Genomic DNA, 24,575 nt, shown 5'->3' with positions numbered 1-24,575 from the left:
GCCCTCCAGAGCGCTTCCCCGTGGCCGCCTGACCACGGTTTCTATAAATTAACCGGCAATTCCCCTTTTGCGGTAATCTCCCTCTCGTTTACCTCGCACCATAACGCTTTAACGCAAACCCCGGCTAATGAAGCTTCCATCAGCGCCTTCGAAAATTCCGGGTCCGTCCTGGTATTGGGCGTAAAACTTTTAGCGTCATCACGCTGGACAATAAAAAGCGCGACGCAGTTATAACCTTCGCCCAAAAGCCTTGTCAGCGTTTCCAGATGGGAGCGGCCCCGTTGGGTGGGCGCGTCGGGGAACATGGCAACGCCGTTTTCAACCAGCGTTACCGATTTTACTTCCACCAGCAACGGTTTTCGGTTGGCGCCAGTCAGCATAAGGTCGAACCGGTGATGGCCAACCGTTACTTCCCGCCGGACAGTGTCATACCCCTCAAACAACGTTATGGACCGCGAACGGGCCATCTCCTCAGCCAGCCGGTTGGGAATGGTGGAGTCCACACAAACCCAGCGGCCGTTGTGATGGACGGAACGCAGGGTGAACGCGGTTTTGCGCATGGAGCCGGGCGGCGCTTTGGATAACGCCGCCTCATGGCCGGTGGTCATCAGCTCCGTAAGCCTGCCGCTGTTGGGGATGTGGGCCTTTACTATTTCCCCCTCTACCTCCACCAGCGCCAGGAACCGGTTCACCTTACGCACAAGGCGCCCCGTGACGGGATTGTCGGCGTATATCAATTATGTCCTGTAGTCGGCATTGATGCGGATGTAGTCGTATGTCAGGTCGCACGTCCATACCTCCGCCTGCGCCCCGCCCATGCCAAGGTCCAGGCTGATCTCCACATTCGGCTCTTTGAGCTTGGGGGCCACGATTGTCTCCCAGTCGTCCCTGGCAAGCCCTCCCTTGGCGAATACGGTGATCCCGCCGATTTTCAGCGTCAGCTTTTCCGCGCTCATGTTTACCCCGGAATAACCTGCGGCGCAAAGTATCCTGCCCCAGTTGGCGTCCTGCCCGAACAGGGCGGTCTTCACCAGAGGCGATTTGGCGATGCTCATGCCCACCTGTTTGGCCGCTTTCCCTGTAACAGCCCCGGTAACTTTTATCACCGCGAATTTGGTGGCCCCCTCACCGTCCCGCACTATCTCGTGGGCCAGGTGCTGACACACCCCGGTAACCTTGCCCAACAGCTCGTCATACCGTTTACCCGAGGGTTTATCGATAAGCGGCGCTCCGGAGGCCCCATTGGCCATTATCACGAACATATCGCTGGTGGAGGTGTCACCATCCACGGTGATGCGGTTGAAAGACATCTCGCATGCCCGCCTGGTCAGGTCTTTTATCACGGGTTTCGTAAGCGCCGCGTCGGTGGTGACGAAAGCCAGCATGGTGGCCATGGATGGGGATATCATCCCGGCCCCCTTGGCGCACCCGCCCACCTTTACGGTTTTTCCGCCGATGGATAGCGTGGCGTCCATTATCTTTTGCCGGATATCGGTGGTCATGATGGCTTCAGCCGCCCCAGCCCCGCCTTCGGCGGAGATTTGCGGGAATAGCGTTTCTATACCAATCTCCACCTTCTCTATGGGCAGAGGCTGGCCGATAACGCCAGTGGAGGCCACAATCACCTGGCTTTCCTTAACTCCAGCCTTTTTAGCAACGGCCCGGGCCATCCTTTGGGTATGGGCGTAGCCTTGCCGGGTGAGTACGTTGGAGTTGCCGGAGTTTACAACTATGGCCTGCACATTGCGCGACTTCAAACAGTCCCGGCTCCATACCACCGAAGAGCCCGTGATGCGGTTGGTGGTGAACACACCCCAGACCACCGCAGGCTTTTCAGACAATATGATAGCAAGGTCTTTGGATGCGCCGTCTTTCTTGACCCCGCAATGGGTTCCGCCCGCAAGGTAGCCTTCCGCGAAGGTAACGCCGGTCCTAAGGCTCATTACGCCCTCCTGAAGAAAAGGATGTTGGATATTATAGGGAAGTTCCGCCGGAAAATCAGGAGAGCGTCAACGCAAACCGGCGGCTTCGTCCAGCCCGTGCCGGATATTGAAACACTGCACGGCCTGCCCGGCGGCGCCTTTAAGCAGGTTGTCTATGGTGGAGGTGACAATAAGCCTGTTGGCCCGCTCGTCCACGGTAGCGCTCACGAAACAGTTGGAGCCGCCCACGGCCCATTTCATTTGCGGGAACCCTTCCCGGGCATGGACAAAACGGCAGTCCCGGTAATATTCAACATACCGTTCGAACACTTTACCGGGCGATACGGGCGCCAGAAGGTCCGCCGTGATGGTGGTATATATCCCCCGGGTTGTAGGTAGAAGATGAGGTATAAACGTGACTATCACGTTCTCCCCCGCAAGCAACGAAAGCTCCTGCTCGATCTCTGGGGTGTGGCGGTGGGTTGGGGCTCCGTAGGCGAAGAAATTCCCCTCCAGCTCCGACAGCATATACTGGGATTCCAGCTTCTTCCCGGCGCCGGATACGCCGGAGACGGAGTTGATCACGATGGTTTTCCTGTTCAACCAGCCCATATCGATCACCGGGGCCAGACCAAGGATGGCCGACGTGGGGTAACAGCCCGGCACGGCTATCAAATCCGCCGCCGCTATCTGGCCCCTTCTGGTCTCCGGCTGGCCATATACGGCGGACTCCAAAAGCCGGGGCGCCGAATGGGGCGTTTTGTACCATTGCTCGTACACGGCGGGGTCTTTCAGCCTGAAGTCCGCCGAAAGGTCGAAAACCTTCTTCCCGGCTTCAAGGAAAACCGGAGCCACCGCCATGGCCTCCTTGTGAGGCAGGCACAGGAACACCACATCCACCATTTCGGCCATGGCCGGGGCGTTGGGTTCCTGGAAGACCAGCGGTTTTAAGCCGGAATATTGTGGGAAAACCTCGGCCAGCGTTTTTCCAGCGGAAGAGCCGGAGGCCAGAGCCGTCACATTAACGCCTGGGTGGAAAAGCAATATATCCAGAAGGGCCTGGCCGGTGTATCCGGTGGCCCCGAAAACGCCTGCATCGATCATCGTTACACCTTTTTTAAAAGGCGGTGGCCAAATAATGTCACCGCCCAAAAAAAAACCCGCGGATGTCTCCATCCGCGGGGGTATGAAGACGGAATACTAACGCTTGGAGAATTGGAAGCGCTTACGAGCCCGTTTACGGCCCGGTTTTTTACGCTCTTTCTCCCTGGGGTCACGGGTGATGAACCCGGCTTTCTTGAGAGGCGCGCGCAGACCGGCGTCGTACTGCTCGATAGCCCGTGCGATGCCGTGCCGCAAGGCGCCCGCCTGGCCGGCCAGCCCGCCGCCTACAACGGTGCTGTAAACATCCATCTTGCCCGTCAGCCCGGCCAAGGCCAAAGGCTTGGCGATCATGGCGTCCAGCGTCTCGCGCTTGAAATAGTCTTTAGCGGTGGTTTTGTTCACCGTTATTTTGCCTTCGCCGGGCGTCAACCACACGCGGGCGGTGGCGGTTTTCCTTCTGCCGGTGGCGTAAGGGCGATTGTCAGCAGTGTTGGCCATTCTCTAAAACTCCATTGGAACGGGCTGTTGAGCCGCATGCGGATGAGCGGAGCCGCCATACACCTTGAGTTTCTTCAAGATGGAGCGGCTGAGGATGTTCTTGGGCAACATTCCGTAAACCGCTTCGCGGATAACTTCCTCCGGTTTTCTTTCCAGCATCTCCCGGGCGGTGGCGGACTTCAAATGCCCCCAGAACCCGGTGTGATGGTAGTATATTTTGTCGTCCAGCTTGGATCCGGTCAGTTTGATCTTGTCCGCGTTGATGACAATCACGAACGCGCCGGTGTCCACATGGGGGGTGAAAGTGGGCCTGTCCTTGCCGCGAAGGGCGTCTGTTATTTTCACGCAAAGCCGCCCCAGGGTCTTGCCCTCGGCGTCCACCAGAACCCACCGCGCCTTGTCGGGGGTAAACTCCGCCGGTTTGGCCGAGTAAGTTTTCATGCTCTGTTTCATTAAACCGGTACCTTAAAATGAACCTACTAACAATAAATACGTTAGAAACCGTAAAGTCTAAACAATACGCCGGTTGTTGTCAATATTGAAAAACAACCGGTGGTGTCTCAGTTTGAATCTCAAATAATGGACAGATCCTTCACTCCGCTTGCGCTTCGCTCAGGATGACAATGTTATTAACGGCTATTATATTGTCATTCTGAGCGCAAGTGAAGAATCTCCCCTGTACTTTCAAACTGAGACACTACCAAACAACCGGAGCCTTAAAATCCTTGAATAAACAGCCTGAGGCCCGCAATGGCCGCCCGCCCTGGCGGGGGCTTTAAGCCATCCCGGCCATATGGCGCTCATCGAACCGTTTTTTCTCCCGCCGGTCCGGCCAAATGCTGAAAATGGCCCCGGCGCTCATCACAAGCCCGCCTATCCATAACCATTTGACCATGGGGTTGATATGGGCTTTGAAAGTGGCGGAGCCGTCTTCGTTTAACGAGGCGAAAATTATGTAAACATCCTCCAGCATGGTGGAGTATATGGCTACTTCCGAGGTCTGTTGCGGGGTCATGTCCCCACGGATGCCTTTCATGTAGTAATTGTTCCGTTCCGGGTAGGCGTAGCCCAGTTTTTCGCCGTTCTTTTCCACCAGCATGGTGGCCACGGCCTCTTCCACGGTCTCTTTTGGCTTGGAATAGTCGTACTTGTAATAGGTGAGGGTATAGTCCTTTATCATAAGCTTGTCCCCAGGCCACATGCTCAATTCTTTATCCACGTTGAACCATGCCCCTGTGAACCCGGCGAAACACATGATAACGCCCAGATGGATCACATACCCGCCATACCGGCGTTTGTTCTTCCAGAAAAGGTTCAAGAACGCCTTGCCGAAGTTTTCCTTGCCGGAAGTGGCGCGGGCTTTAATCCCCTTGATGATCTCCGTGATTATCGTGGCGGCCACGAATACGCAGATGGTGTAGGAGAGCCAGGGAAGAAACTCGGTGACCCCCGAAGCCCCGATGGCGGCGGAACCCATGATTGTAATGACGAAAGGCGTCAGGAAGTTTTTCCTGGCGTTGGCCACGCTGGCTTTTCTCCATGCTATAAGCGGGCACAGGCCGGTGAGTGCCAGCAGGGTAAGCCCTATGGGGGTCATCACCTGGTTGAAGAATGGCGGGCCCACGGTTATCTTCTCTCCCCGCGCAAGCTCGGATATCATCGGGAACATGGTGCCCCAGAACACCGTGAAGGCCGCGCCCACCAGAAGGAGGTTGTTGAAAAGGAATGACGCCTCGCGGGACAGCATGGAGTCCAGCGAATTGGCGCTTTTAAGCATTGGTAGCCGCCACATTATCATCCATATCGAGAAGGCGATGATGATAACCAGGAACACGCCGAAATATGTGCCCACTGTGGACTCGCCGAAGGAGTGGACAGACGAAATAAGCCCAGACCGGGTGAGGAACGTGCCGAATATGGTGAGGATGAACGTGAGGGAGATTAGGGTCATGTTCCATGTTTTGAGCATGTCCCTCTTTTCCTGGACCATCACGGAATGCAGATATGCGGTGCCGGTGAGCCACGGCATGAACGAGGCGTTCTCCACAGGGTCCCAGGCCCAATAACCGCCCCAGCCCAGCTCCACATAGGCCCAATTGGCCCCCAGCAGGTTGCCAAGGGTCAGGAATATCCATGAAAAAATCGTCCACCGCCGGGTGGTTCGGATCCACACGTCGCCAAGCTGGCCGGTCATGAGCGCCGCCACCGCGAAGGCGAAAGGTATGGTGAAACCCACGAACCCCACATAAAGGGAAGGAGGGTGGAATATCATGCCGGGGTTCTGGAGCATGGGGTTTAGCCCGTGCCCGTCCGGCGGCAATACCGGCATCCGCTCGAACACCGGCGACGCCACGTTCATCAGAAGCCCGAAGAAAGCCTGAACCGTGGCGATGACCGCCACCACGTAAGGCATTAGCTCCCGGTTCTTGTGGCGGTTCTGGAACACCACTATCGTGGAGAAAAGCCCCAGCATCCACGCCCACAGGAGCAGGGAGCCTTTCTGCCCCGCCCAAAAGGCGGTTATCCGGTAAAACCATCCCAAGTCCCGGTTGGTGTAGCTGTAAACGTATTCCAGTGAGAAATCGTTGGAATAAAGGGCGTATATCAGCGCCATGGAGGTTAGTGTCAGCAGGGCGAACACCGTGTTCAGCGCGTACTCGGCGCTTTTAACCATGGGTTTTACGCCAAGTTTCACGCCTAATAGGGCGGCGGTCACCGAATAGAAGGCTACGCAGAGGCCTAAAAGTAAAGAATACTCGCCGATTTCATTCATGGTTTTACGCCGTTAAAAAAACCGGGCCGGTTTTTGCGACTGGCCCGGGGGTGGATTATAAAAGGTTATATAGACTGCTTTTTCATTTCCTTGGCGGCATCGTACCTGGATGGGCAACTGGTGAGCAGTTTGGTGGCCACGAACTTGCCGTTGTCGGCCAGCTTGCCTTCTACAACTACATCTATGTTGTCCTGGAACATGTCCGGCACAATCCCTTCGTAGAAAACGGGAATGGTTTTCTTGGATTTGTCGGTGATATGGAAGTTAAGCTTCAAGTTGGAAGTGTCACGCTCGATGGTGCCGGGAACAACTTTCCCTTCCAGCCTTAATGACATGTTGGAGGCCCGGCTACCCAAGGCTGTTACTTCTGACACGGTTTTATAATATGAGCCGCTGGCCTGGATGCCGGTGTATATCAGGTAACCTATGGCGCCCACGATAATAAGCGACCCCGCCAAAAACTTGGTTTGGGCGCCCTTGCGCGCAGTAGGCCGTCTTGTTTGTGGTGTTTCGATCTTTTTAGTGGCTTCAGTATCGGTTTGCTGTTCTTCGGATTCGCTCATCAAACTTCCTGCCGGTTATAGAAAATGGAACGTTTCCAGATAATTCTATCGTTTCATGGGCGGGTGTTTCAATATTTATGTTGCCGGGCGGTTGTGAGGCGGCTTTAAACTGGGGTATCATTATGAATCTAAAGTAATTTGTACAACACCCGGAGTCACGATGAGCGAGATCAGGGTTTATGAAGCGGCCAGGAAGCTTAACATGCCCGTTGAGGAGTACATGGGGCTTCTGGCCAGGCGCGGGGTGGAAGTGAAAAGCCCCATTTCCATAATAAGCCAGGAAGTTTTTGATGAGGTCCTGTCCTCCCTCTCCGGCGGAACGGCCGGTGAAGAACAAAAGTCCGCTGAAAAAGACAGGGGAAGGTTGTCGCTGGTGACGCCTCAACCCGCTTCCGCCAGTGAGCCGGAAGGTTTCGCCCATGAGGCGGACGAGGATGAGGATTCCACAGCTCCGGTAGCGGAGGCGGCCCCTGTCCCGCCGAAAAAGGAGCCAACCGCTCCATCCAAATTGCTTAAAGGCGCCATGCCGCCCATATCGCTTTCTTACGTTTCAGTGACGATGGCCGCCATTGCGTTGCTGGCGGCCCTGGTTTTAGGCGTGGCCACTGGCAGGAATTCGTCTTCCATAACCGCGTTGGACAGCGCGGTGCAGGTGAACCAGTCGGCCATAAGCGAAACCAAGGCTTCCCTGGCGGACCTGAAAAGCGCTCTGGAGTTGCAACGGCGCGCCCAGGCCAAGGTGAATATAACCGAGCGGGCCGCCACCATAGAGGAGCTTTCCATAGTTATGCCGGGCGCCACAGCGGAGCGGCTGAAAAACCTGGCGGCGGGGTTAAACTCGCTGGCGGCGGGGATGTAATCAGTAAACCCTATGTCCCAATACATGGCGGTGGCTTTGGGCGGGGCCATAGGATCCTCTTTACGGTACTTTGTTTCCGGCGCGGTTTATGAAAAGTTCGGCGCGGCGTTCCCTTACGGAACGTTAGCCGTCAACATCATCGGCTGTTTTTTCATCGGGCTCCTTATGGAAATGGCTGAAGCCCGTTTCACCATGCCGCCCCAAATAAAGCTTTTGCTAACAGTGGGCGTGTTGGGCGGATTTACGACGTTCTCTACCTTTTCATTCGAGACCCTGGCGCTTATGAGGGACGGAATGGCCATGAAAGCGGCGGTGAATATTATTGGCACTGTGGCTATCTGCCTGACAGCCTCCTGGGCGGGCATGGTGGCCGGGAGGATTGTGTGATGGACGGGTTCAAACCTGCGGCCACCATAAGGATATATGTTGGCGAGGCGGACACGGTGGATGGCGTGGCGGTCTATGAAAAAATACTGGAAGATGCTAAAAAGGCAGGCCTGATGGGCGGGGCAGTGTACCGGGGCATAGAAGGCTACGGCCAAGGCGGCAAAATGCACACCGCCAGGGTCCTCCGCCTTTCGGAAGACCTCCCGGTGATGGTGAGCGTCACCGATGAGCCGGTGAAAATAGACGCATTCGTTTTGGTGGTGGATAAAATCATGGCCGCCTCCGGTTGCGGAGGGCTTATTACCACCCAGCAGGTGATGATGAAACAATACGAAGCCAAGGCTTGACAGGTATGGATATGGAAATTACCGGTAACGCTACAACGCAAATAACTATCGCCCAGGTTCCCCCACCGGGACGGCGCAAGAAGCCGGATAACGAGAACGCCCTGGGTTTCGGCAGGTTCTTCTGCGACCACATGTTCCGCATGGAATGGGTTGAAGGGGAGGGGTGGGGCGACGCTGTGGTGGAACAGTACGCCCCCTTGTCGCTGGATCCGGCCACACTGGCCCTGCATTACGGGCAGACAGTGTTCGACGGATTTAAAATATTCCGCTCAGCCAGCGGAGGGTTCAATGTGTTCAGGCCCTATAAATACCTTGAACGGCTCAACCTTTCCGCCGACCGCCTTTCCATGCCCCCGGTGGAACCGCAAACGCTGGTGGAAGCGTTGAAAATCATGCTGTCGCTGGATCACGAATGGGCGCCCAGGGCGGAGAACACCGCTTTGTACGTACGGCCCCTCATGTTCGCGTCGGAGCCTTTTATCGGCGTTAAATCATCGTCCCAATTCACCCTCGTGATGTTCCTGTCCCCGGTGGGGGCTTATTATCCCGAAGGGTTTGCGCCGGTGAAAATCCGCGTGTGCGGTAAATACGCCCGCGCCGGGCGGGGTGGTTTGGGCGCCGCCAAGACCCCGGCAAACTACGCCGCCAGCATTCTGGCCGCCAAGGAGGCTAGGGAGGCGGGCTATTCCCAGGTGTTATGGCTGGACTCGTGCGAGAGCCGTTACGTTGAGGAGGTGGGCGCCATGAACATCTTCTTCAAGATCGGCGGCAAGGTGGTTACGCCTTCGCTGAACGGCTCCATCCTCGCCGGGGTGACGCGGGACTCGGTGATCAGGATTCTGGAAAGCTGGGGTATCTCCGTGGAGGAGCGCAGGCTATCCATGGAAGAGGTGACGGCCGCCCACGCCACAGGCCAGCTGGACGAAGCGTTCGGCTCCGGCACGGCGGCGGTAATAGCCCCGGTGGGAGCGCTGGAATACGAAGGGCGCCTGATGGAGATAAACGAGGGGAAAACCGGACCTCTTGCCCAGCGGCTGTTCACGGAGATAACCGCCATCCAGTACGGGAAAAAGCAGGATCCGTTTGGGTGGAATTACAGGGTTGAAGTTTAACGGCGGGGATAAGCGCTTATACGCTTATCCTGTTCGGCTCATCGACTAACGCCGGGTAGTTGTGCCTGTACGCAAGACAAAGCAGGCCCACGAGGTTGTCATTCTTTTCCGCCCCGGAATTCTCCTCTATCACCTTGGTATCCAGAAGTTTCTTGATAAGTATCTTCATGACCGGGTGGGCGCTTAAGGTGTTGTAAAGCTCGATGGCGGCCCTGTCCCGCAACTGCTCATCTTTCGGGCGATACTCCTGCTGGCCGCCTGGTTCCATAAAATCCAGCGTCTGCCTGAATTTTATCCCCTCCAGCCTGGTAAGGAAAAAGGTTCCAAGATAAGAAAGGTCTTTGATGTCGTCCTCGTTGCTTTCCTCCGCCGGTTTCACGCCGAACCGGGTTATGGCCTCGTTCCATGCCCTGTCGAACTCCTGCTCCACCCGGTTTAAAAAACCTTCTATCATTTTGTCGCTACCGGGGTGCACCCTGCGGCGGTTGTTATAGCGGAACATGTCGGGAATGATGGACATGATGTCTTCTGCGGCGGTGATAAGCGCCTCCAGGTAACTGCGCCAATCCTGGATGGGGGGCCTTTTGCCGGCGGGAAGCGAGACCATGGCGCAGGCCACTGCTTCCCGGATGGTCCTGCCCCGGTTTTCCGGTATCTCCAGAGCCTCGCGGGCCAAGGTGGAAACGCCCGCTTTTTCGTATAACTCTGTGGGGATGTCTTTTTCCAGCCTGTAATCCGGCGTTTGATCCAGATAACAGGCAAAAGCAAGCGCGTGGTTTATTTTATTTAAAAGCTCACCGATCTTGTCGAACACACCCTCGCCAACCTCGGCTCCGGCCTTCATGTCTTCCAGCCCTATTACCGACTCCAGCTCCTGTATTTCCTCGTCCAGTTCAGGTCCCTTAACTCCGTCAACTTTTATATACCTGGACAAGAGCGTTTCCAGATGCTGTTGCGATGTTTTCAGCCTGGCCAGCCCAAGCCGGGCGAAACCCCATAGGATTTGCGGTAGTGACACGCGGGCGTGGGAAAAACATTCCAGCAAAATTGAGGATGGTATGGATATGGCGATGCTCCGCTGGGCGGCTATCACATCCACCGAGCGGCGAACGTTGCTGGACGAAAAACTGGTAACTTCACCCAGCACCGCCGGGGCGCTTACCTTCTCGATGCACACTATGGCGGGTTTGCCGCAAATCCGCGTGTGGACCTCTATTTTGCACGACCCGGCCAGCAGGATGACCATGGTCTTCATATCCCCATCACCGGGGGAGAGTAGTGATTCCCCTTTTTTGTAAACCCTGGGGTCGTTCCTGGCGAGATATTTAATGTCGTCCCGGGAGAGATAGTGGAATTCAGGCATTCGCACCATCATGCTCACGCCAAGGTCTGTCAAGACAATGGGGCCACTGAGTTCCTTGTCCACTGCGGGTACGGCTCCTGAAAAACGGTTCAGTTGGCTTTCAAGCGTATAGAATGTAAAAGCAGGCTAGATGCCTTCTTTATTACCCTTTTTCCTAAAATAATAATACAAAACTTTAGAATGTAAGTAAAAAAGTGTACTAAAAACTCAAATTCCGCAAACTGCGGCGCCAAAATGGCCCCCCTCGGTTTATAATATGGGCTTTTACAAATCGCCGGTTACATAAAATGCCTGAAACCATGATGATAAACACCTCCCCTGCTGGAACGCGGGAGTTTATAAACCATGTGGAGCGCAAAGCTCTGGCCAACCAGCCTCTCACGTGGGACGAAGCTGTGGGGGTGATGAAAACCAGCCCCGACAATATATTCGACCTTATAGCCTCCGCCAACCGGATTCGAAGGAAATTCAAAGGGGTGGAAATATCGCTATGCTCCATAATCAACGCCAAGTCCGGCGGGTGCCCGGAAGACTGCGCTTTCTGCGCCCAATCAGTCCACTCATCCGCGGACTCGCCCCGGTTCAATCTGGTCTCGACAGACGCCATACTCGACGGAGCCCGGTCGGCCCTCTCGGCGGGGGCCCACAAATACGGCATAGTCACCTCTGGTTATGGATATACGGGAGCATCCGGCAAAAATGAGCTGGATTCCATCCTCACCGCAGTGCGGAAAATGAAAGAGACCGTTGGTATCCACCGGTGCGCCAGCTTGGGGATTCTAGACGAGAGTACCGCCATGGAGCTGAAAAACGCGGGTGTGTTGGAGTATCACCACAATCTGGAAACCGCCCGGTCGTTCTTCCCGCAGATATGCTCCACCCACGATTATGAGGAGGATGTGGAGACCGTGCGGGTGGTCAAACGGGCCGGATTGAGGGCTTGTTGCGGCGGTATCTTCGGCATGGGGGAAACGCCGGAGCAAAGGGTGGAGCTGGCCTTCACGTTAAAAGAGTTGGATGTGGATTCCATACCTCTAAACTTCCTGAACCCGATAAAGGGCACAAAGCTGGAAAACATGCCCCCTCTAAAACCTTTCGAGATTCTCACGATCATCGCCGCTTACCGGATGATACTGCCGGACAAGGATATAAAGGTGGCTGGCGGGCGGGAAAAGAACCTGCGGGACCTGCAAAGCCTCATGTTCGCCGCCGGGGCCAACTCCACCATGGTGGGCAACTACCTTACCACCTGCGGCAGGCCCGCCGAAGATGACCTGCAATTGATCGCCGACCTGGAACTTACCGTGAAAAAATAGTGGGCCATAAACCTTGGGAGCCTTTTAAGCGGGAGCTTGCAAAAGCCGAAAGCGAAGGGGTTCTGCGCCGTCTCCGGCTTCATGATCCTTCCGGCGCCGATGGGATAGAGCTTATCGAGGGTTCCCCTGTAATATCCTTCGGCTCCAACGATTATCTCGGCCTTACACGCCACCCTGCGGTGAAACAGGCGGCGGTATCCGCCGTAGAGCGATACGGATGGGGATCCGGCGCATCACGCCTTGTCACCGGCCATACGCCGCCCCATGAAGAGTTTGAAAACAGGATAGCGGCCTACCTTTCAAAACCTGCGGCATTGCTATATTCCTCTGGATACGCCGCCAATGTGGGGGTTTTAACCGCTTTATTAGGCCGCCACGACGCCGTTTACGCCGACAGGCTTCTTCACGCCAGCATTATAGACGGCGCCCGGTTTTCCGGAGCCTCCCTGCACAGGTTCTCCCATAACGACCCGGAATCGCTGAGGAAAATCCTTTGCGCCAATCCACCCGGCCCCGGCGGAAGGCGGCTTGTGGCCACCGAGGGGGTTTTCTCCATGGATGGGGACTTGGCGCCATTGAAAGAACTGGCGCTTATTGCAAAGGAACATGGGGCGCTCTTCATGGTGGATGACGCCCATGGGGTGGGGCTGTTCGGTCTTGGGGGGAAAGGTGTCGTCCACCTGGCGGGGGTGGAGGATATGGTGGACATCCACATAATAACCCTGGGAAAAGCATTTGGCGGCATGGGTGGAGTGGTGGCCGCCAGCCAAACCTTTATAAACGGGCTGGTTAACTACTCCAGGTCGTTCATATACTCCACCGCCGCCCCTCCGGCCACTGCCTCCGCCGCCACGGCGGCGCTGGACATCATCGAATCGCCAGAAGGCGAGAGGCTTCGCGCCCTGCTGTGGCGCAACGTAGATAAAATTGTTTCAAAACTGAAAGAACTTTGTTATGATATTGGGCGCACGCAGTCACAAATTGTTCCAATTATTGTGGGCCGGGAAGCGGATGTAACAAAAGCTCAAGGTTTTTTGCTATCGAAAGGTACACACATCCCTGCCATACGGCCACCCACGGTGCCTAAGGGAACCGCCAGGTTTCGCATGTCGGTAACTGCGGGACACACCGAGGGGCATCTGGACAAAGCGGTGGACGTTCTTTCGGAGCTGAAACCGTTATTGGGCTAAGTACAAGGTTTCAGTAAGGAGTTAGCATGGCCAAGCCGAAAGAAGAGACCAAGATACTCATCGCCGATTCGGACGAAAAAAGCCTCCACGTTATCTCCATACTCCTGCACAGGCTCGGCTATCCCAACGTGTTCGAAGCCGCGAAAAGGGCCGATGCGGAAATGATCATAAACAGCAACGTATCCAGCAACGCTGGCATGTCCGGCCTGTTGGGTGGCGCGGCTCCCAAGGAGGTTTGCAATCTGGACCTTCTGGTGCTGGACGCCGGGCTGGACGGCGGGGCAGGGGCCCGGTTTTTATTCGACTTGCGGCGCCGGTTCGCCCCGGACCAGCTGGCGGTGCTTTTCACCACCACAAAGGAAAACGCGGAGGCGTTGGCGTTGGCCTCAAAACATGGGGCCAATGAAACCTTGTTGAAGCCTTTCAGCAAGGAAGCCCTGAACGCCAAAGTGGAAACATTGGTGGGTTCCAGCAGGCCTCCGGTAATAAAATCCTTCGCTTTCCCCGCGCCTGCGGCCAAACCCGGCGCCAAAGCGGCGGACAAACCGGCGCCAAGACCGGTTTCATTGGAATCCGCCGCGGTAAAAGCCCCGTCCAAACCCGCCCCTGGCAATGGCGGCAAAGCGCCATCCACAGGCGGGGTTTCGTTCCATGGACGGGCCACGCAAAAAGTATATTCCACCGAGGGCGAACCCACGGCGCAACTTATAGACGGCCAGATAAACGGGCATTATCACGAACAGGTGAATGTGATAGGCGGCGGGCAGAACTGTTACTGGGCCACGCAGGTGGAAGGGCAGGAGAAAGTAAGGTTGCAGTACGTTTCGGCCAAAGGCCAGCCCAGCGGGATAGACGCCAAAACTGTCCCCCTGGAGGAGTTTATGTACACGTTTGTTTTATGCGATGAGGGTAACTGCCCCATAATGAAAAGGCTGGCCGGGTTTTAACGGGCCGCCGTAGTGAGCGGCTAAAGCTAACTGCCTTTAACTATGGCGCGGACGATGTCCGCCTTGCCTATAATGCCCACCACCGCAGTCCCGCGCATCACGGGTATCAGATGTCTTTTCTGCTCGGCCATGATGGTGGCGATGTCTTCCATGTCGGCGTCTTCTTTTACGGTGGTCACTTCACCGCTCATGATGTCCGCCACTTTGGAGCCCAGCATCTTTTTCATCTGGGTTTTCAGGTCGAAATGCCCCTCGAAAGCCATCACCGAGTCGAACAGGGTGACAACCGTGGGCAGGTGAAGGTGTTTTCTTTGTTCCACCAGGTCGCTTTCGGTGACGATGCCTAAAAGGTTGCCGGTATCGTCCAGCACCGGGGCGCCGGAAACGTTGCGTTCCATCAGTTTGGCCGCCAGTTCCCTCACCGACATGTCCGGCGAAACAGTAAGCACGTTCGAACTCATTATGTCTTTGGCTTTGGGCATGGGCTGTTCCTGTAATTTCGTATTCAAACCTGTTCCGGCGGAACGCCGTTTTATCTAAACTCTCCGGCGCGCCCTAACCGGCGTCCGGCCCTGCGGCAAGTTCCCTAACACTCTCACCGCGTAATCGCTCTTCCTTGAATCTACTTCACTTGTCTCTTGTAGTCAACAGGGGGTTGGGATTGCCGTTTCAATTGGCATATAGGGGGGATCCAATGTGGTATCCACGCTTCAGGCGGGTGAAATTATAGCGACTTAATAGCGGCGAAAACGTCACGATTAAGGATCTGATCCCAATTACTCCATTTATAGAAACAGCCCCGGGGGAATAACTTCCCTGCGGTTTTTTATTGTCACATACAAAGGGAACGTTTACATTTCGCTACGCCTGGGTCGCCCTTTAAATGCTTCCCCGTGGTCGCCCGGCCACGGTCCTTAGCCGGTGGCTGTTGGAATATATCGTGATCCATCCGGCCCGAGGCCAAAATCGAATTAATGGGAAAATGGGTAGTGTCCCAGTTTGAAAGTACAGGGGAGATTCTTCACTTACGCTCAGAATGACAATATACAAATCGTTGATAGTATTGTCATCCTGGGCGAAGAGCAAGCGAAGTGAAGAATCTGTCTATTATTTGAGATTCAAACTGGGACACCACCTAATATCGCGCCGCGGCCCGCTGTCCGATGTGTTCGAGCCTCGGACCCTTTCCCTTCATTTGTCATGGCCTGTCGAAGGGTGATGGCAATGCGGGACTAAACTAAGCCCCCTTTAAATGGTTCGACAATCTCTCGATGGCTTTGTCGAACCCCAGTAGCGCCACAAAACTGCCTATCTTCGGCCCGGAAGACTGGCGCAGGAACACCCGGTAAAGGATTTTAAACCAGTCCTTCATTTTTATTTCCCGCTCCTTGGCCACGGTAAACGCCAGGGTCTGGATGGCGTCGGCCTCGGCGGCGGCGCCGGAGGCTTTCATGGACTCAAGCCCGGCAAGCAGGGCCGAAAGCGCCTCGTCAAGTTCCCTGCCCGGCTCCTCATCCACGTGCTGGGGCAGGTACACCTCGCGGTAAAATATGAGGGCTTTCTCGATTAGCTCGTCGTAATAGCGTATGTTCCCGGCGATGGAGGGCTGGTACTTCAACAGATAGTCCCGCACTATGGCCGGATGGTCCTCTTTCAGCGCCAGTATCAGGTCGTAGATCATGGAGTAGGTCACCAGCTTCCCTCCCTCCACCTTCTCGGCGTGGGCGCCTTTGGAGAGACGCATCACGAAAGGCGCAGGGGAATCCGGCGTGCCGTCGTACCCGCCCACCAGCTCAAGGTACTGGTCTATTATCTGCGGCAGTAACGGCAGGCCCATTTTCTTGGTCTGCTGGGGTTTTAGATACATGAAGTACAACAGCGAGTCCACCGGGCCGTAGCGTAGCCATTGGTCTATGGAAACGCCGTTGCCGATTTTCTTCGATATTTTGCGCCCCTGCTCGTCCAGGAACAGCTCGTATTTGAAAAGTTCCGGCGGCTCGCCACCCAATAGTTTCACGATGCGGCTGGACAACCTGCCGGACTCCATCAAATCCTCGCCGTGCATTTCGTAGTCTATGCCCAGGGCGCGCCAGCGCAAGGCCCAGTCCACCTTCCAGCCGACTTTACATGTGCCGTTTAAAACGCTCACCGTACCATGATGGCCGCAAGCTTTATATTTTCCCTCGGCGGGCGCGTCGCAAGCGTATGAGACCGTGTATGCGGCCGTGTCGTAACCGGTGACGCGGGTGGAGTATATCCTGCCGCAATTTTCGCAGACCGGGAAGAACGGGCTCCACGCCTCCCGTTTGTCCTCGCTTATGGTGGCGGTGAAAAGCTCTTTTACGGCGTCGTAATTGTCCATCACGGCTTTCAGCGCCTCGTTGAACGCGCCGGAGCGGTATTGCTCGGTGGAAGAGCGGAACTCGTATGTGAACCCGAAGGAGTCCAGAAACTCCCTCAGCTTTTTATTCATGTAATGGGCGTACGAAGGCTCCTCGCCGAAAGGGTCCGGCACGGAGGTTAGTGGTTTGCCCAGATGCTCTTTTAGCATTTCGCGGTTGGGCACGTTCTGGGGCGCCTCCCGCAGGCCGTCCATATCGTCTGAGAAAGCGATGAGATGGGTTTCCACCTCGGGCGCGATGGTTTTAAGCGCCTGCAACACGAAGGATGTGCGGGCCACCTCGCCGAAGGTGCCTATGTGGGGCAGGCCGGAGGGGCCGTAACCGGTCTCCACGGTCACTTTTTTCCTGCCAAGCTTTTCAAGCCGCGCCACAATCCGGGCGGCTTCAACGTATGGCCACTCTTTATATTCCATCTGAATCGCTACTGTTCCGGGATTAATTAAAAGATGGTGATTATAGCACTATCGAAGGAAAAGTAGCGGAGGCGCCGGGTGATGTGGGTGATGCCCCCACCGGGTGGGGGATCTTGATTCGGGCATGTATGCTTCCAAGGCCGCTTCCCCGTGGTCGCCCGACCGCGGGTTCCTGTGCGTATTGGAGAAGACCGGGGTCAGGCGCCCCCGGTGAAGCGCAACATTTTATTGCGGCTCGTTCCATATCACCCTTCGATAAACTCGCGGTGCGCCATTTGTCATCCCGGCCAAGCGTAGCGCGAGCCGGAATCAGGGCATCAACGAGGAATGGACGAAGCCCCGATGCCGGGTCAAGCCCGGCATGACAATGTTCCCACTATTGGGGATATTCTCACCCGGACTCCTTCCCTGCATTTGTCATGGCCTGCCGTACCATGACAACAAGGGTGGTAGCCATCCTTCGACGGGTGACACGAGGCTTACCCCGTGGCCGCAACCAGGGTTCAGCCAATAATAGCTAAGCCTAGTTTTTCGCGGTCCCTTCCACGTCCAGGACAATCTGGACCAAATCGTCCACCACCAGGGCTCCGGTCTCCAGCGCCTTGTGGAAACTTACGTTGAAGTCTTTCCGGTTTATGGTCCCTTCCGCGTGAAACCCAACCCGTTTCATTCCCATCATGTCTTTTATGGGCCCGTTCATCTCCCCGGTCAGCGTCACCCTCTTTGTGACCCCTTTAATGGTGAGGTCGCCCACCACGGTGTATTTCTTGCCCTTGGCCGTAACCATTTTGGAGACGAACGTCATTTCCGGGTACATCTGGGCGTCGAAAAAATCCGGGCTTTTCAAATGGTCGTCCCGCTTCTGTTCCCGGGTGTTTATGCTGGTCATATCCACTTTGCCCTCGGCCCGGGTCAGCTGGTCTTTGGCGTCCAGCTCAAAGGAGCCGGTGAACTTTCCGAACTCGCCCTGAACCGTGCTTATCACCATGTGTTTCACCGCGAACCCGACGCGGGTATGGGCGGAGTCCACCTCGAAACCTGTGGCGTGCGCAGAAGATGCGGCCATAGCCAGCGCCATTGCTGAGACGATAAGGAACCGTTTCATATAATTACCTCCAGAAGGGTTGATTACGATATTTCCCTAAAACAGCGTCTTATGGAAGGCCCTTGTGAATCCAGTCACATAGGCTAACCTTTATTAGTGGCCAGGTCCCGGAAGATATTACACATATTATAAGTATCTGGAATCATTCAACAGGATGGAGACATTTTACATTTTTTAAGGTTGGGTGGCCCGGAAAAACGCCTGCCGGGCTTAACCAAGCTTGCGCAATGCGCCGGATCCCAAAAAAATTTTGCAATCCGTGGCCTGTTTATATAGAATTAATGGATTCTAGACGGAAAAAGAAACAAGACACAAGCAGAGGTAAGGAAAAACCATGGCTCTTATGAAAGAGCGGAAGACGGAAATAATCGAAAAATTCCGCGGCAAGGAAACAGACACTGGCTCCCCGGAGGTGCAGATAGCCCTTCTCTCCGAGCGGATAAACACCCTCACGGAGCATTTCAAGACCCACAAGAAAGACCATCATTCGCGCCTGGGCCTTCTTAAAATGGTCAGCCAGCGCAGGCGTTTGCTGGACTACATAAAGAAAACCAGGTTCGAGCGGTACAAGGCCATAATAGAGGCTCTTGGCATCCGCAGGTAGCCGGGCCTCCCTTCGGGGCGAATGCCGGCGTCACACCACCATATTGCCGCGCGCGGGTTTAGTAAAATCCCGCGCCAAGGCTTCCGCCCATCCACACTCGCACGGCTAACCCCGCTTGGGCGAATCACACACGAAAAAGGAAACAGAAAATGCAGGCAGAAAGAGTAGAGTTACAAATAGGCGATAAAACGCTGTTTATAGAAACAGGCGTCCTGGCAAGACAGGCGGCGGGCTCCGTTGTGGTGGGATATGAGGAAACCATTATCCTCTCCACCGTATCCGCCGAAGACAGCCCCCGGGAAGGCCTGGGGGATTTTCTTCCCCTCACTGTGGATTACCGGGACAGGATAGCCGCCGCTGGCAGGATACCCGGCGGGTTCTTCAAACGCGAAACCAGGCCGTCGGACAGGGAGACGCTGATCTCCCGCCTGGTGGACAGAAGCGTGCGCCCCATGTTCGCCGAAGGCTACGGCAATGAGACGCAGGTTATCATCCACCCGCTCTCTTTCGACTATGAGCATGACACCGAGATGTTGAGCATCACTGCCGCTTCGGCCTGTCTTATGATCTCCCCCCTCCCATTCTTTACCCCGCTGGCGGGTGTGCGGGTGGGCCGGGTTGGCGGACAGCTTGTGGTGAACCCCACGTTGAAACAGGTGGCCGAGTCGGACATGAACCTTATCGTCTCCGGCACCGAGGATTCGCTGGTGATGGTGGAAGGCGGCGGCTCCGAGATTTCCGAGGAAGACCTGGTGGCGGCGCTGGAGTTCGCCCATGGCTGGGTGAAGAAACTGTGCGCAATGCAAAAAGATCTGGCCGCCAGGGCTGGCAAAACCAAGATGGAAGTGGCCGCGCCCGCGGTGAACGAGGACGAGGCGCTTATCGAGCAGAGGGTGGACCGCGCCAAATACCGCGAAGCCCTTCTCACCAAGGGTAAACATGAGCGCTCAAAAGCCATAAAAGATTACCGCAAAACCCTGATAACGGAGATTCTCGGCGGCGTTGAAGACGCGGGCCGCGCCGCTTCCCTTAAAAGCGCCTTCGAGGCGTTCCAGGCGCGGTTCGTGCGCCACATGATCTTGGAAGAAGGCCTTCGCGCCGACAGCCGCGGCACAAAAGATATCCGCGACATCACCATAGCGGTGGACGCTCTGCCCCGCACCCATGGTTCGGCGCTTTTCACCCGTGGCGAAACCCAGGCGCTGGTCACCACCACGCTAGGCACCGGGCAGGACGAGCTTATGCAGGACAGGCTGGAAGGCAAAGTCATCCGCCGGTTCATGCTCCACTATAACTTCCCCCCCTTCTGCGTGGGCGAGGTGAAACGCCTTTCCGGCCCCGGCAGGCGCGAGATTGGGCACGGCGCTCTGGCGGAACGGGCTATCGAGCCTGTGGTGCCTACCCAGGAGCAGTTCCCTTACACCGTCCGGGTGGTGTCTGAAATACTGGAGTCCAACGGTTCATCTTCCATGGCCTCGGTTTGCGGCGCTTCGTTGAGCCTTATGGACGCGGGCGTCCCCATAAAGGGCGCGGTGGCCGGCATAGCCATGGGCCTTGTGAAAGAGGGCGACAGGGTTGCCATCCTTTCCGACATCCTGGGCATGGAAGACGCCTTGGGCGATATGGATTTCAAGGTGGCCGGTACCCGCAATGGTATCACCGCCGTGCAGATGGACATCAAGATTGAAGGCGGCCTTGCGGTGGACATTATGCGCCAGGCGCTGGAACAGGCCCGGGAAGGCAGGATGCACATCCTCAACAAGATGAACGAGGCCCTGTCCACCCATCGCTCGGAGCTTAACCGCAACGCCCCGCGCATCCATACCATCAAGATCAACCCGGAAAAGGTGGGCGCGCTCATCGGGCCGGGCGGCAAAGTTATCCGCGGCATCGTGGCGGAAACCGGTTGCCAGATAGACATAGAAGACGACGGCTCGGTTATCATAGCCTCCACCAATGGGGACCAGCTGAACCATGCCCTGCGTCTGGTCAACTCCATAACCCAGGAAGCGGTGCCCGGCAAGATTTACATGGGAACCGTGAAACGGATCGTGGATTTCGGCGCGTTCATAGAAATTTTCCCCGGCACCGAGGGGCTTTGCCACATCAGCGAACTGGCCAACTACCGCGTCGGGTCGGTGAACGACGTGCTTTCGCTGGGCGAGGAACTGCTGGTGAAAGTGCTGGAGATTGACCCGTCCGGTAAAATCCGGCTGTCACGCCGCGAGGCTATGGCCGGTGAAGAGGGCGGCGAAGAGGGCGAAGGCGGCGAACGCGCGCCCCGGCGGCCATCGGGTGACCGGGAAAGGCGCCCCGGCGGCCATAGGGACAGCCGCGGCGGCGGTGGCGGCGGACGGGGTGATAGATTCAACCGCCGTTAACGGCATCCCCGTAATTTGCGAAACTAACAGTTTTTTCCGCTCCGTTTCGTTCGGGATCTGGATAAACGCCGGATCCCGCGATGAGACGGCGGAGAAAGCTGGGCTTTTCCATTTCCTTGAGCATCTGGTTTTCAAGGGCACCCTCCGGCGCGATGCCCGCTCCATAAACGTTGAGATAGACGAACTTGGCGGCCATGTGGACGCCTTTACCACCCGCGAATATACCTGCTACTCCGCCCATGTCCTGGCCGAGAACCTTGAGCAGACTTTCGACCTGGTGGCGGACATCATGCTCAACTCCGTATTCCCCGACGACGAGGTTGAGCGGGAGCGGCATGTGATCCTCGAAGAAATCAAGATGGGGGAAGACAGCCCCGCCGAAAACATTTTCGACCAGCTTTACCCCACCCGGTGGAGCGGCCACCCGTTGGGCAGGCTGATAACAGGAACCGTGGGTACAGTAAAATCCATAACCAAAAAGGACCTTCAAGACGCGCGGGAGCGTTATTACCGCCCCCCGTTCATGCTGGTTACCGCCAGCGGCGGGGTGGAGATTGGCGCGCTTGCGCAACTGGTGGATAAATATTTTGGAGGGTTGCCCCAGGGGATAGCCTCCCGCTCGTTCCCGGAACTGGTCACCAAAAACACGGTGAACGTTATAAAACGCCCGCTGGAACAGGCGCATCTCATCATGGCCGGGCCGGGCCTTTCCATGGCGGACGAAAGACGGAACGAGCTGGCGATTTTAAACACCGTCCTTGGCGGCGGCGCTTCATCCCGGCTGTTCCAGAAGATCCGCGAGGAGATGGGCCTGGCATATTCCATCCACAGCTTTTTCGACCAGTTTGTGGAAACGGGCATATTCGGCGTTTACGTCGCCTGCTCGCCCCAGTTTCTGGAGAAAATGTGGACAGCCCTGCACGGCGAGCTGAGCAGGCTGTTAAAAGAGCCGCCCGGCGAGGAAGAAGTGGCGCGCGCGAAGAAGATGCATCTTCGCGGGTTGAAGATGTCGTTCGAGTCCCCCTCGTCCCGGATGTACCAGATGGCCAGCCAGAAAATGTACCTTAACACCGCCCTTACCCACGAAGAGATGATAAGCGAGATAGAGGACGTGACCCCCGAAAAAGTGAACGGTTTGGCCGAGGGAATACTTAAAGACGGCGCCTATACGGTGCTCGCCCTCGGCCCAATATCCCGCTGGAAAAAAGCCAAGCTGAGGGTTTGATTAAAACTTATCCGCCCCGCAACACCTTCGCTTTTTGGGGGGCCATTTTAGTGAGCATGAGCCCCATCATCCACCTCAGCTATGACCATGTAAGATATCTCTTTAAGCTCCGCCGAACCAGCTGTTTCCCATGATATTTCCAGGTTTCTTTTGTCTATAATCCGGTCATTTATATTCCAGCCTTCAGAGTGACCTCCACCCCCCGTGGTGTCATATAAGCGGGCCCATCTTATAGATACGGTCTTCGATATTGATTTGAACCCTTTGCATGACCCGGAATAGCCATACTTTATAACATTGCTGTCTTCTCCCTGGGGGTCTATGCTTCCATCACCCGATTGCAACCTGTTGGTAAAAAGGTCTATTAGTACCGCCCCAGACTGTCTGTTTGTTGTCACAATCCCGTTTACGATGTGCAAGGCCACGGCCGTCCTCCCTGTTAATATTAATAGTATTGCTAAATTATACTAATTTATTTTCATGTCAATGCTTTTCTCCGCTGTCCGGTTTTTCCTTCACCCAGGGCTCTTCACCAACACCAATTTCCCGTGATGCGAAGAATGCCCCACCTGGCAAAAAGGCCGAACAATCTACCACCGCATACACCGATGTTGACCCCTGATTCTGCTCTGCGCCCCCTCCCTTCGATGGGAGGGGCAGGGGAGGGTGACACGCTTAATTGTCATGGTGTCAAACCATACAAGCCTGTCATGGCGAGGTTGTCGAGCCACGAACCATGACGGATAATGCGCTCCTCAGGCAGGCTTCGGCAGAGCTTGTCCTGAGCGGAGCCGAAGGGCTCAGCCTGACAATGCCAGGGATGGCATATTGCTTCCCTGTGGTCGCCGGACCACGGGCGCTGTCTTGTGCGCTGAAAACCGGGGTCGGGCGACCCCGGCGTAGCGAAAACGGCTGTCGAACCATTTGAGGGGGGGTTAGTTGTGGAGATTCTTTGCTGACGCTCAGAATGACATGACTCTCAAAGGCATCTGTTGTTGTCATGCTGAGCGGAGCGAAGCATCTCGAAGATTTGTACATCACCAGCGACTCAAACCAGTGGTGCAGTCCACTCCCCGGCGGCTCGTTGTTACAGCAAAACCTTTTTCGGCTGGATTGTGGTGAACGGGAACCCTGCCATAGGGATGCCGGTCTTCATGCCGATGGCCATAAGCTCACCGGTTTTATTCACAATGCGCACATATCCGGTTCCAGGCGCGTCTTCATACGTGGCCACTTCCGATACGGACACGGGCATGCCGTTCCTCAACCGGTCAACAGCATGGGCGATAACCACGGCCTTTGAAAGGTTCGAAAGCCCGTCGGACAAAGAAAGTATCCGCTCCTGGGCCTTTTCAAACCCGCCTTCCTTCAACTCATCCAGCGGGATGGAATTCTCCAGCGTGAAATGGCCGGTGGCGGCGCGGATAAGGCCGGAAAGATGGGCGTAAACCCCAAGTTTTTCGCCGATGTCGTTACACAGCGTGCGTATATATGACCCGGTGGAGACTTTCGCGGTGAACCTTACCACGTTCCCTTCCTTGCTTATGAAGGAAAGCTCCTTGATGTGGGCGGTAACCGGTTTGCGTTCCACGGTTATGCCTTGCCGGGCCAGGTCGTAAAGTCTTTCGCCGTCTATCTTCTTGGCGGAGTACATGGGGGGTATTTGCTGGATCTCCCCCGTAAACCCGGCCATGGCCTCTTTCACCATCTCATCGGTTATGCCCGAAGGATCGGCCTGGCTGGTAACTGCGCCGGTGCTGTCCTGGGTGTCGGTGGCGGAGCCCAAGGTCATGGTGGCTTCGTACACCTTGTCCATCTTTTCCAGGAACGGGAACACCTTTGTGGCCCTGCCTATGCCCACGGGCAATACCCCGGTGGCGATAGGGTCCAGCGTGCCGATGTAACCCACCTTTTTAACCTTCAGGGCTTTTTTCACCACCCGCACCACGTCGGCGGAGGTAATGCCCTGCGGCTTGTCTATAATTAAGAAACCTTCTATCCGTTCCATGTCCGAATTCAGCCAAAAAGTGTATATTCTATATCAGAGTCGGCTGGAATGCATGG

23 protein-coding genes are annotated in these 24,575 nt (G+C 55.9%); 10 read left to right on the top strand and 13 right to left on the bottom strand.

What is annotated here, in order from left to right; genetic code table 11:
- Window positions 1-41 precede the first annotated feature (41 nt).
- The 7 genes from sfsA to HY751_04390 form a co-directional block, all read right to left on the bottom strand.
- Window positions 42-701: a DNA/RNA nuclease SfsA gene (gene sfsA, locus HY751_04420; GenBank protein MBI4665638.1), complete on the bottom strand. Its 660-nt coding sequence runs from the start codon at window positions 699-701 to the stop codon at window positions 42-44.
- A 36-nt stretch (window positions 702-737) separates the two neighbouring features.
- A complete protein-coding gene (gene argJ, locus HY751_04415) occupies window positions 738-1,943 on the bottom strand; it encodes a bifunctional glutamate N-acetyltransferase/amino-acid acetyltransferase ArgJ (GenBank protein ID MBI4665637.1) in 1,206 nt (401 codons plus the stop codon).
- A gap of 66 nt (window positions 1,944-2,009) precedes the next feature.
- Window positions 2,010-3,026, bottom strand: a complete 1,017-nt coding sequence (locus tag HY751_04410; GenBank protein MBI4665636.1) for an N-acetyl-gamma-glutamyl-phosphate reductase — start codon at window positions 3,024-3,026, stop codon at window positions 2,010-2,012.
- Window positions 3,027-3,122: 96 nt separating this feature from the next.
- Window positions 3,123-3,524, bottom strand: a complete 402-nt coding sequence (rpsI, locus tag HY751_04405; GenBank protein ID MBI4665635.1) for a 30S ribosomal protein S9 — start codon at window positions 3,522-3,524, stop codon at window positions 3,123-3,125.
- Window positions 3,525-3,527: 3 nt separating this feature from the next.
- Window positions 3,528-3,965, bottom strand: a complete 438-nt coding sequence (gene rplM / locus HY751_04400; protein ID MBI4665634.1) for a 50S ribosomal protein L13 — start codon at window positions 3,963-3,965, stop codon at window positions 3,528-3,530.
- 334 nt (window positions 3,966-4,299) lie between these two features.
- Window positions 4,300-6,297, bottom strand: a complete 1,998-nt coding sequence (locus HY751_04395; GenBank protein MBI4665633.1) for a heme lyase CcmF/NrfE family subunit — start codon at window positions 6,295-6,297, stop codon at window positions 4,300-4,302.
- Window positions 6,298-6,362: 65 nt separating this feature from the next.
- Window positions 6,363-6,860 (bottom strand): cytochrome c maturation protein CcmE, encoded by a 498-nt coding sequence (locus tag HY751_04390; protein ID MBI4665632.1) that lies wholly within the window; start codon window positions 6,858-6,860, stop codon window positions 6,363-6,365.
- 160 nt (window positions 6,861-7,020) lie between these two features.
- Here HY751_04390 and HY751_04385 point away from each other — a divergent pair, with 160 nt between their 5' ends.
- Genes HY751_04385 through HY751_04370 form a run of 4 tightly spaced genes read left to right on the top strand, consistent with a single transcriptional unit; the run spans window position 7,021 to window position 9,565 of the window.
- The gene (locus HY751_04385) at window positions 7,021-7,719 is read left to right on the top strand and encodes a translation initiation factor IF-2 N-terminal domain-containing protein (protein ID MBI4665631.1); all 699 of its coding nucleotides are present in this window, start codon (window positions 7,021-7,023) and stop codon (window positions 7,717-7,719) included.
- Between the two features lie 12 nt (window positions 7,720-7,731).
- Window positions 7,732-8,106 carry a fluoride efflux transporter CrcB gene (gene crcB / locus HY751_04380; GenBank protein MBI4665630.1) on the top strand — a complete coding sequence of 125 codons (375 nt, stop codon included), beginning with the start codon at window positions 7,732-7,734 and terminating at the stop codon, window positions 8,104-8,106.
- Entirely contained in the window at window positions 8,106-8,453 is a 348-nt protein-coding gene (locus HY751_04375; protein MBI4665629.1) for a DUF190 domain-containing protein, read from the top strand. Before crcB ends, HY751_04375 begins: the two co-directional genes overlap by 1 nt.
- An 11-nt stretch (window positions 8,454-8,464) precedes the next feature.
- Window positions 8,465-9,565 (top strand): branched-chain amino acid aminotransferase, encoded by a 1,101-nt coding sequence (locus HY751_04370; protein MBI4665628.1) that lies wholly within the window; start codon window positions 8,465-8,467, stop codon window positions 9,563-9,565.
- A 16-nt stretch (window positions 9,566-9,581) separates the two neighbouring features.
- Here the strand turns inward: HY751_04370 and HY751_04365 are convergent, their stop codons facing one another.
- Window positions 9,582-10,991, bottom strand: a complete 1,410-nt coding sequence (locus HY751_04365; GenBank protein MBI4665627.1) for a hypothetical protein — start codon at window positions 10,989-10,991, stop codon at window positions 9,582-9,584.
- 239 nt (window positions 10,992-11,230) lie between these two features.
- On the opposite strand from HY751_04365, the gene bioB reads away from it, so the two are divergent.
- From bioB to HY751_04350, 3 genes are read left to right on the top strand one after another with little or no spacing between them, the layout of a single operon-like run.
- Window positions 11,231-12,244, top strand: coding sequence for a biotin synthase BioB (gene bioB, locus HY751_04360; protein ID MBI4665626.1), 1,014 nt, complete (start codon window positions 11,231-11,233; stop codon window positions 12,242-12,244).
- Window positions 12,244-13,434, top strand: coding sequence for an 8-amino-7-oxononanoate synthase (locus tag HY751_04355; protein MBI4665625.1), 1,191 nt, complete (start codon window positions 12,244-12,246; stop codon window positions 13,432-13,434). Before bioB ends, HY751_04355 begins: the two co-directional genes overlap by 1 nt.
- Before the next feature lie 26 nt (window positions 13,435-13,460).
- Window positions 13,461-14,381, top strand: a complete 921-nt coding sequence (locus tag HY751_04350; protein MBI4665624.1) for a response regulator transcription factor — start codon at window positions 13,461-13,463, stop codon at window positions 14,379-14,381.
- Window positions 14,382-14,407: 26 nt separating this feature from the next.
- Here HY751_04350 and HY751_04345 read toward each other — a convergent pair whose 3' ends face one another.
- From HY751_04345 to HY751_04335, 3 genes are all read right to left on the bottom strand, one after another.
- Window positions 14,408-14,890: a CBS domain-containing protein gene (locus tag HY751_04345; protein MBI4665623.1), complete on the bottom strand. Its 483-nt coding sequence runs from the start codon at window positions 14,888-14,890 to the stop codon at window positions 14,408-14,410.
- A gap of 728 nt (window positions 14,891-15,618) precedes the next feature.
- A complete protein-coding gene (gene lysS / locus HY751_04340; protein MBI4665622.1) occupies window positions 15,619-17,196 on the bottom strand; it encodes a lysine--tRNA ligase in 1,578 nt (525 codons plus the stop codon).
- 523 nt (window positions 17,197-17,719) lie between these two features.
- Window positions 17,720-18,301 (bottom strand): polyisoprenoid-binding protein, encoded by a 582-nt coding sequence (locus HY751_04335; GenBank protein ID MBI4665621.1) that lies wholly within the window; start codon window positions 18,299-18,301, stop codon window positions 17,720-17,722.
- A gap of 334 nt (window positions 18,302-18,635) precedes the next feature.
- Between HY751_04335 and rpsO the strand changes: the two genes are divergently transcribed.
- The 3 genes from rpsO (at window position 18,636) to HY751_04320 (ending at window position 22,511) form a co-directional block, all read left to right on the top strand.
- Window positions 18,636-18,905: a 30S ribosomal protein S15 gene (rpsO, locus tag HY751_04330; protein MBI4665620.1), complete on the top strand. Its 270-nt coding sequence runs from the start codon at window positions 18,636-18,638 to the stop codon at window positions 18,903-18,905.
- A 149-nt stretch (window positions 18,906-19,054) separates the two neighbouring features.
- On the top strand, window positions 19,055-21,286 hold the full coding sequence (pnp, locus tag HY751_04325) for a polyribonucleotide nucleotidyltransferase (protein ID MBI4665619.1): 2,232 nt from the start codon (window positions 19,055-19,057) through the stop codon (window positions 21,284-21,286).
- Window positions 21,201-22,511 (top strand): insulinase family protein, encoded by a 1,311-nt coding sequence (locus tag HY751_04320; GenBank protein ID MBI4665618.1) that lies wholly within the window; start codon window positions 21,201-21,203, stop codon window positions 22,509-22,511. The genes pnp and HY751_04320 overlap by 86 nt, the downstream gene beginning before the upstream one ends.
- A 47-nt stretch (window positions 22,512-22,558) precedes the next feature.
- On the opposite strand, the gene HY751_04315 is transcribed toward HY751_04320, so the two are convergent.
- Both HY751_04315 and truB read right to left on the bottom strand, forming a co-directional pair.
- Window positions 22,559-22,930: a hypothetical protein gene (locus tag HY751_04315; GenBank protein ID MBI4665617.1), complete on the bottom strand. Its 372-nt coding sequence runs from the start codon at window positions 22,928-22,930 to the stop codon at window positions 22,559-22,561.
- A gap of 668 nt (window positions 22,931-23,598) precedes the next feature.
- Entirely contained in the window at window positions 23,599-24,519 is a 921-nt protein-coding gene (gene truB / locus HY751_04310; protein ID MBI4665616.1) for a tRNA pseudouridine(55) synthase TruB, read from the bottom strand.
- Between the last annotated feature and the right edge of the window lie 56 nt (window positions 24,520-24,575).

Source organism: Nitrospinota bacterium (assembly GCA_016208975.1).
GTDB lineage: Bacteria > Nitrospinota_A > UBA7883 > UBA7883 > JACRLM01 > JACQXA01.
The sequence above is the reverse complement of the archived record's forward strand: the minus strand, read 5'-3'. Positions and strand labels throughout refer to the sequence as shown.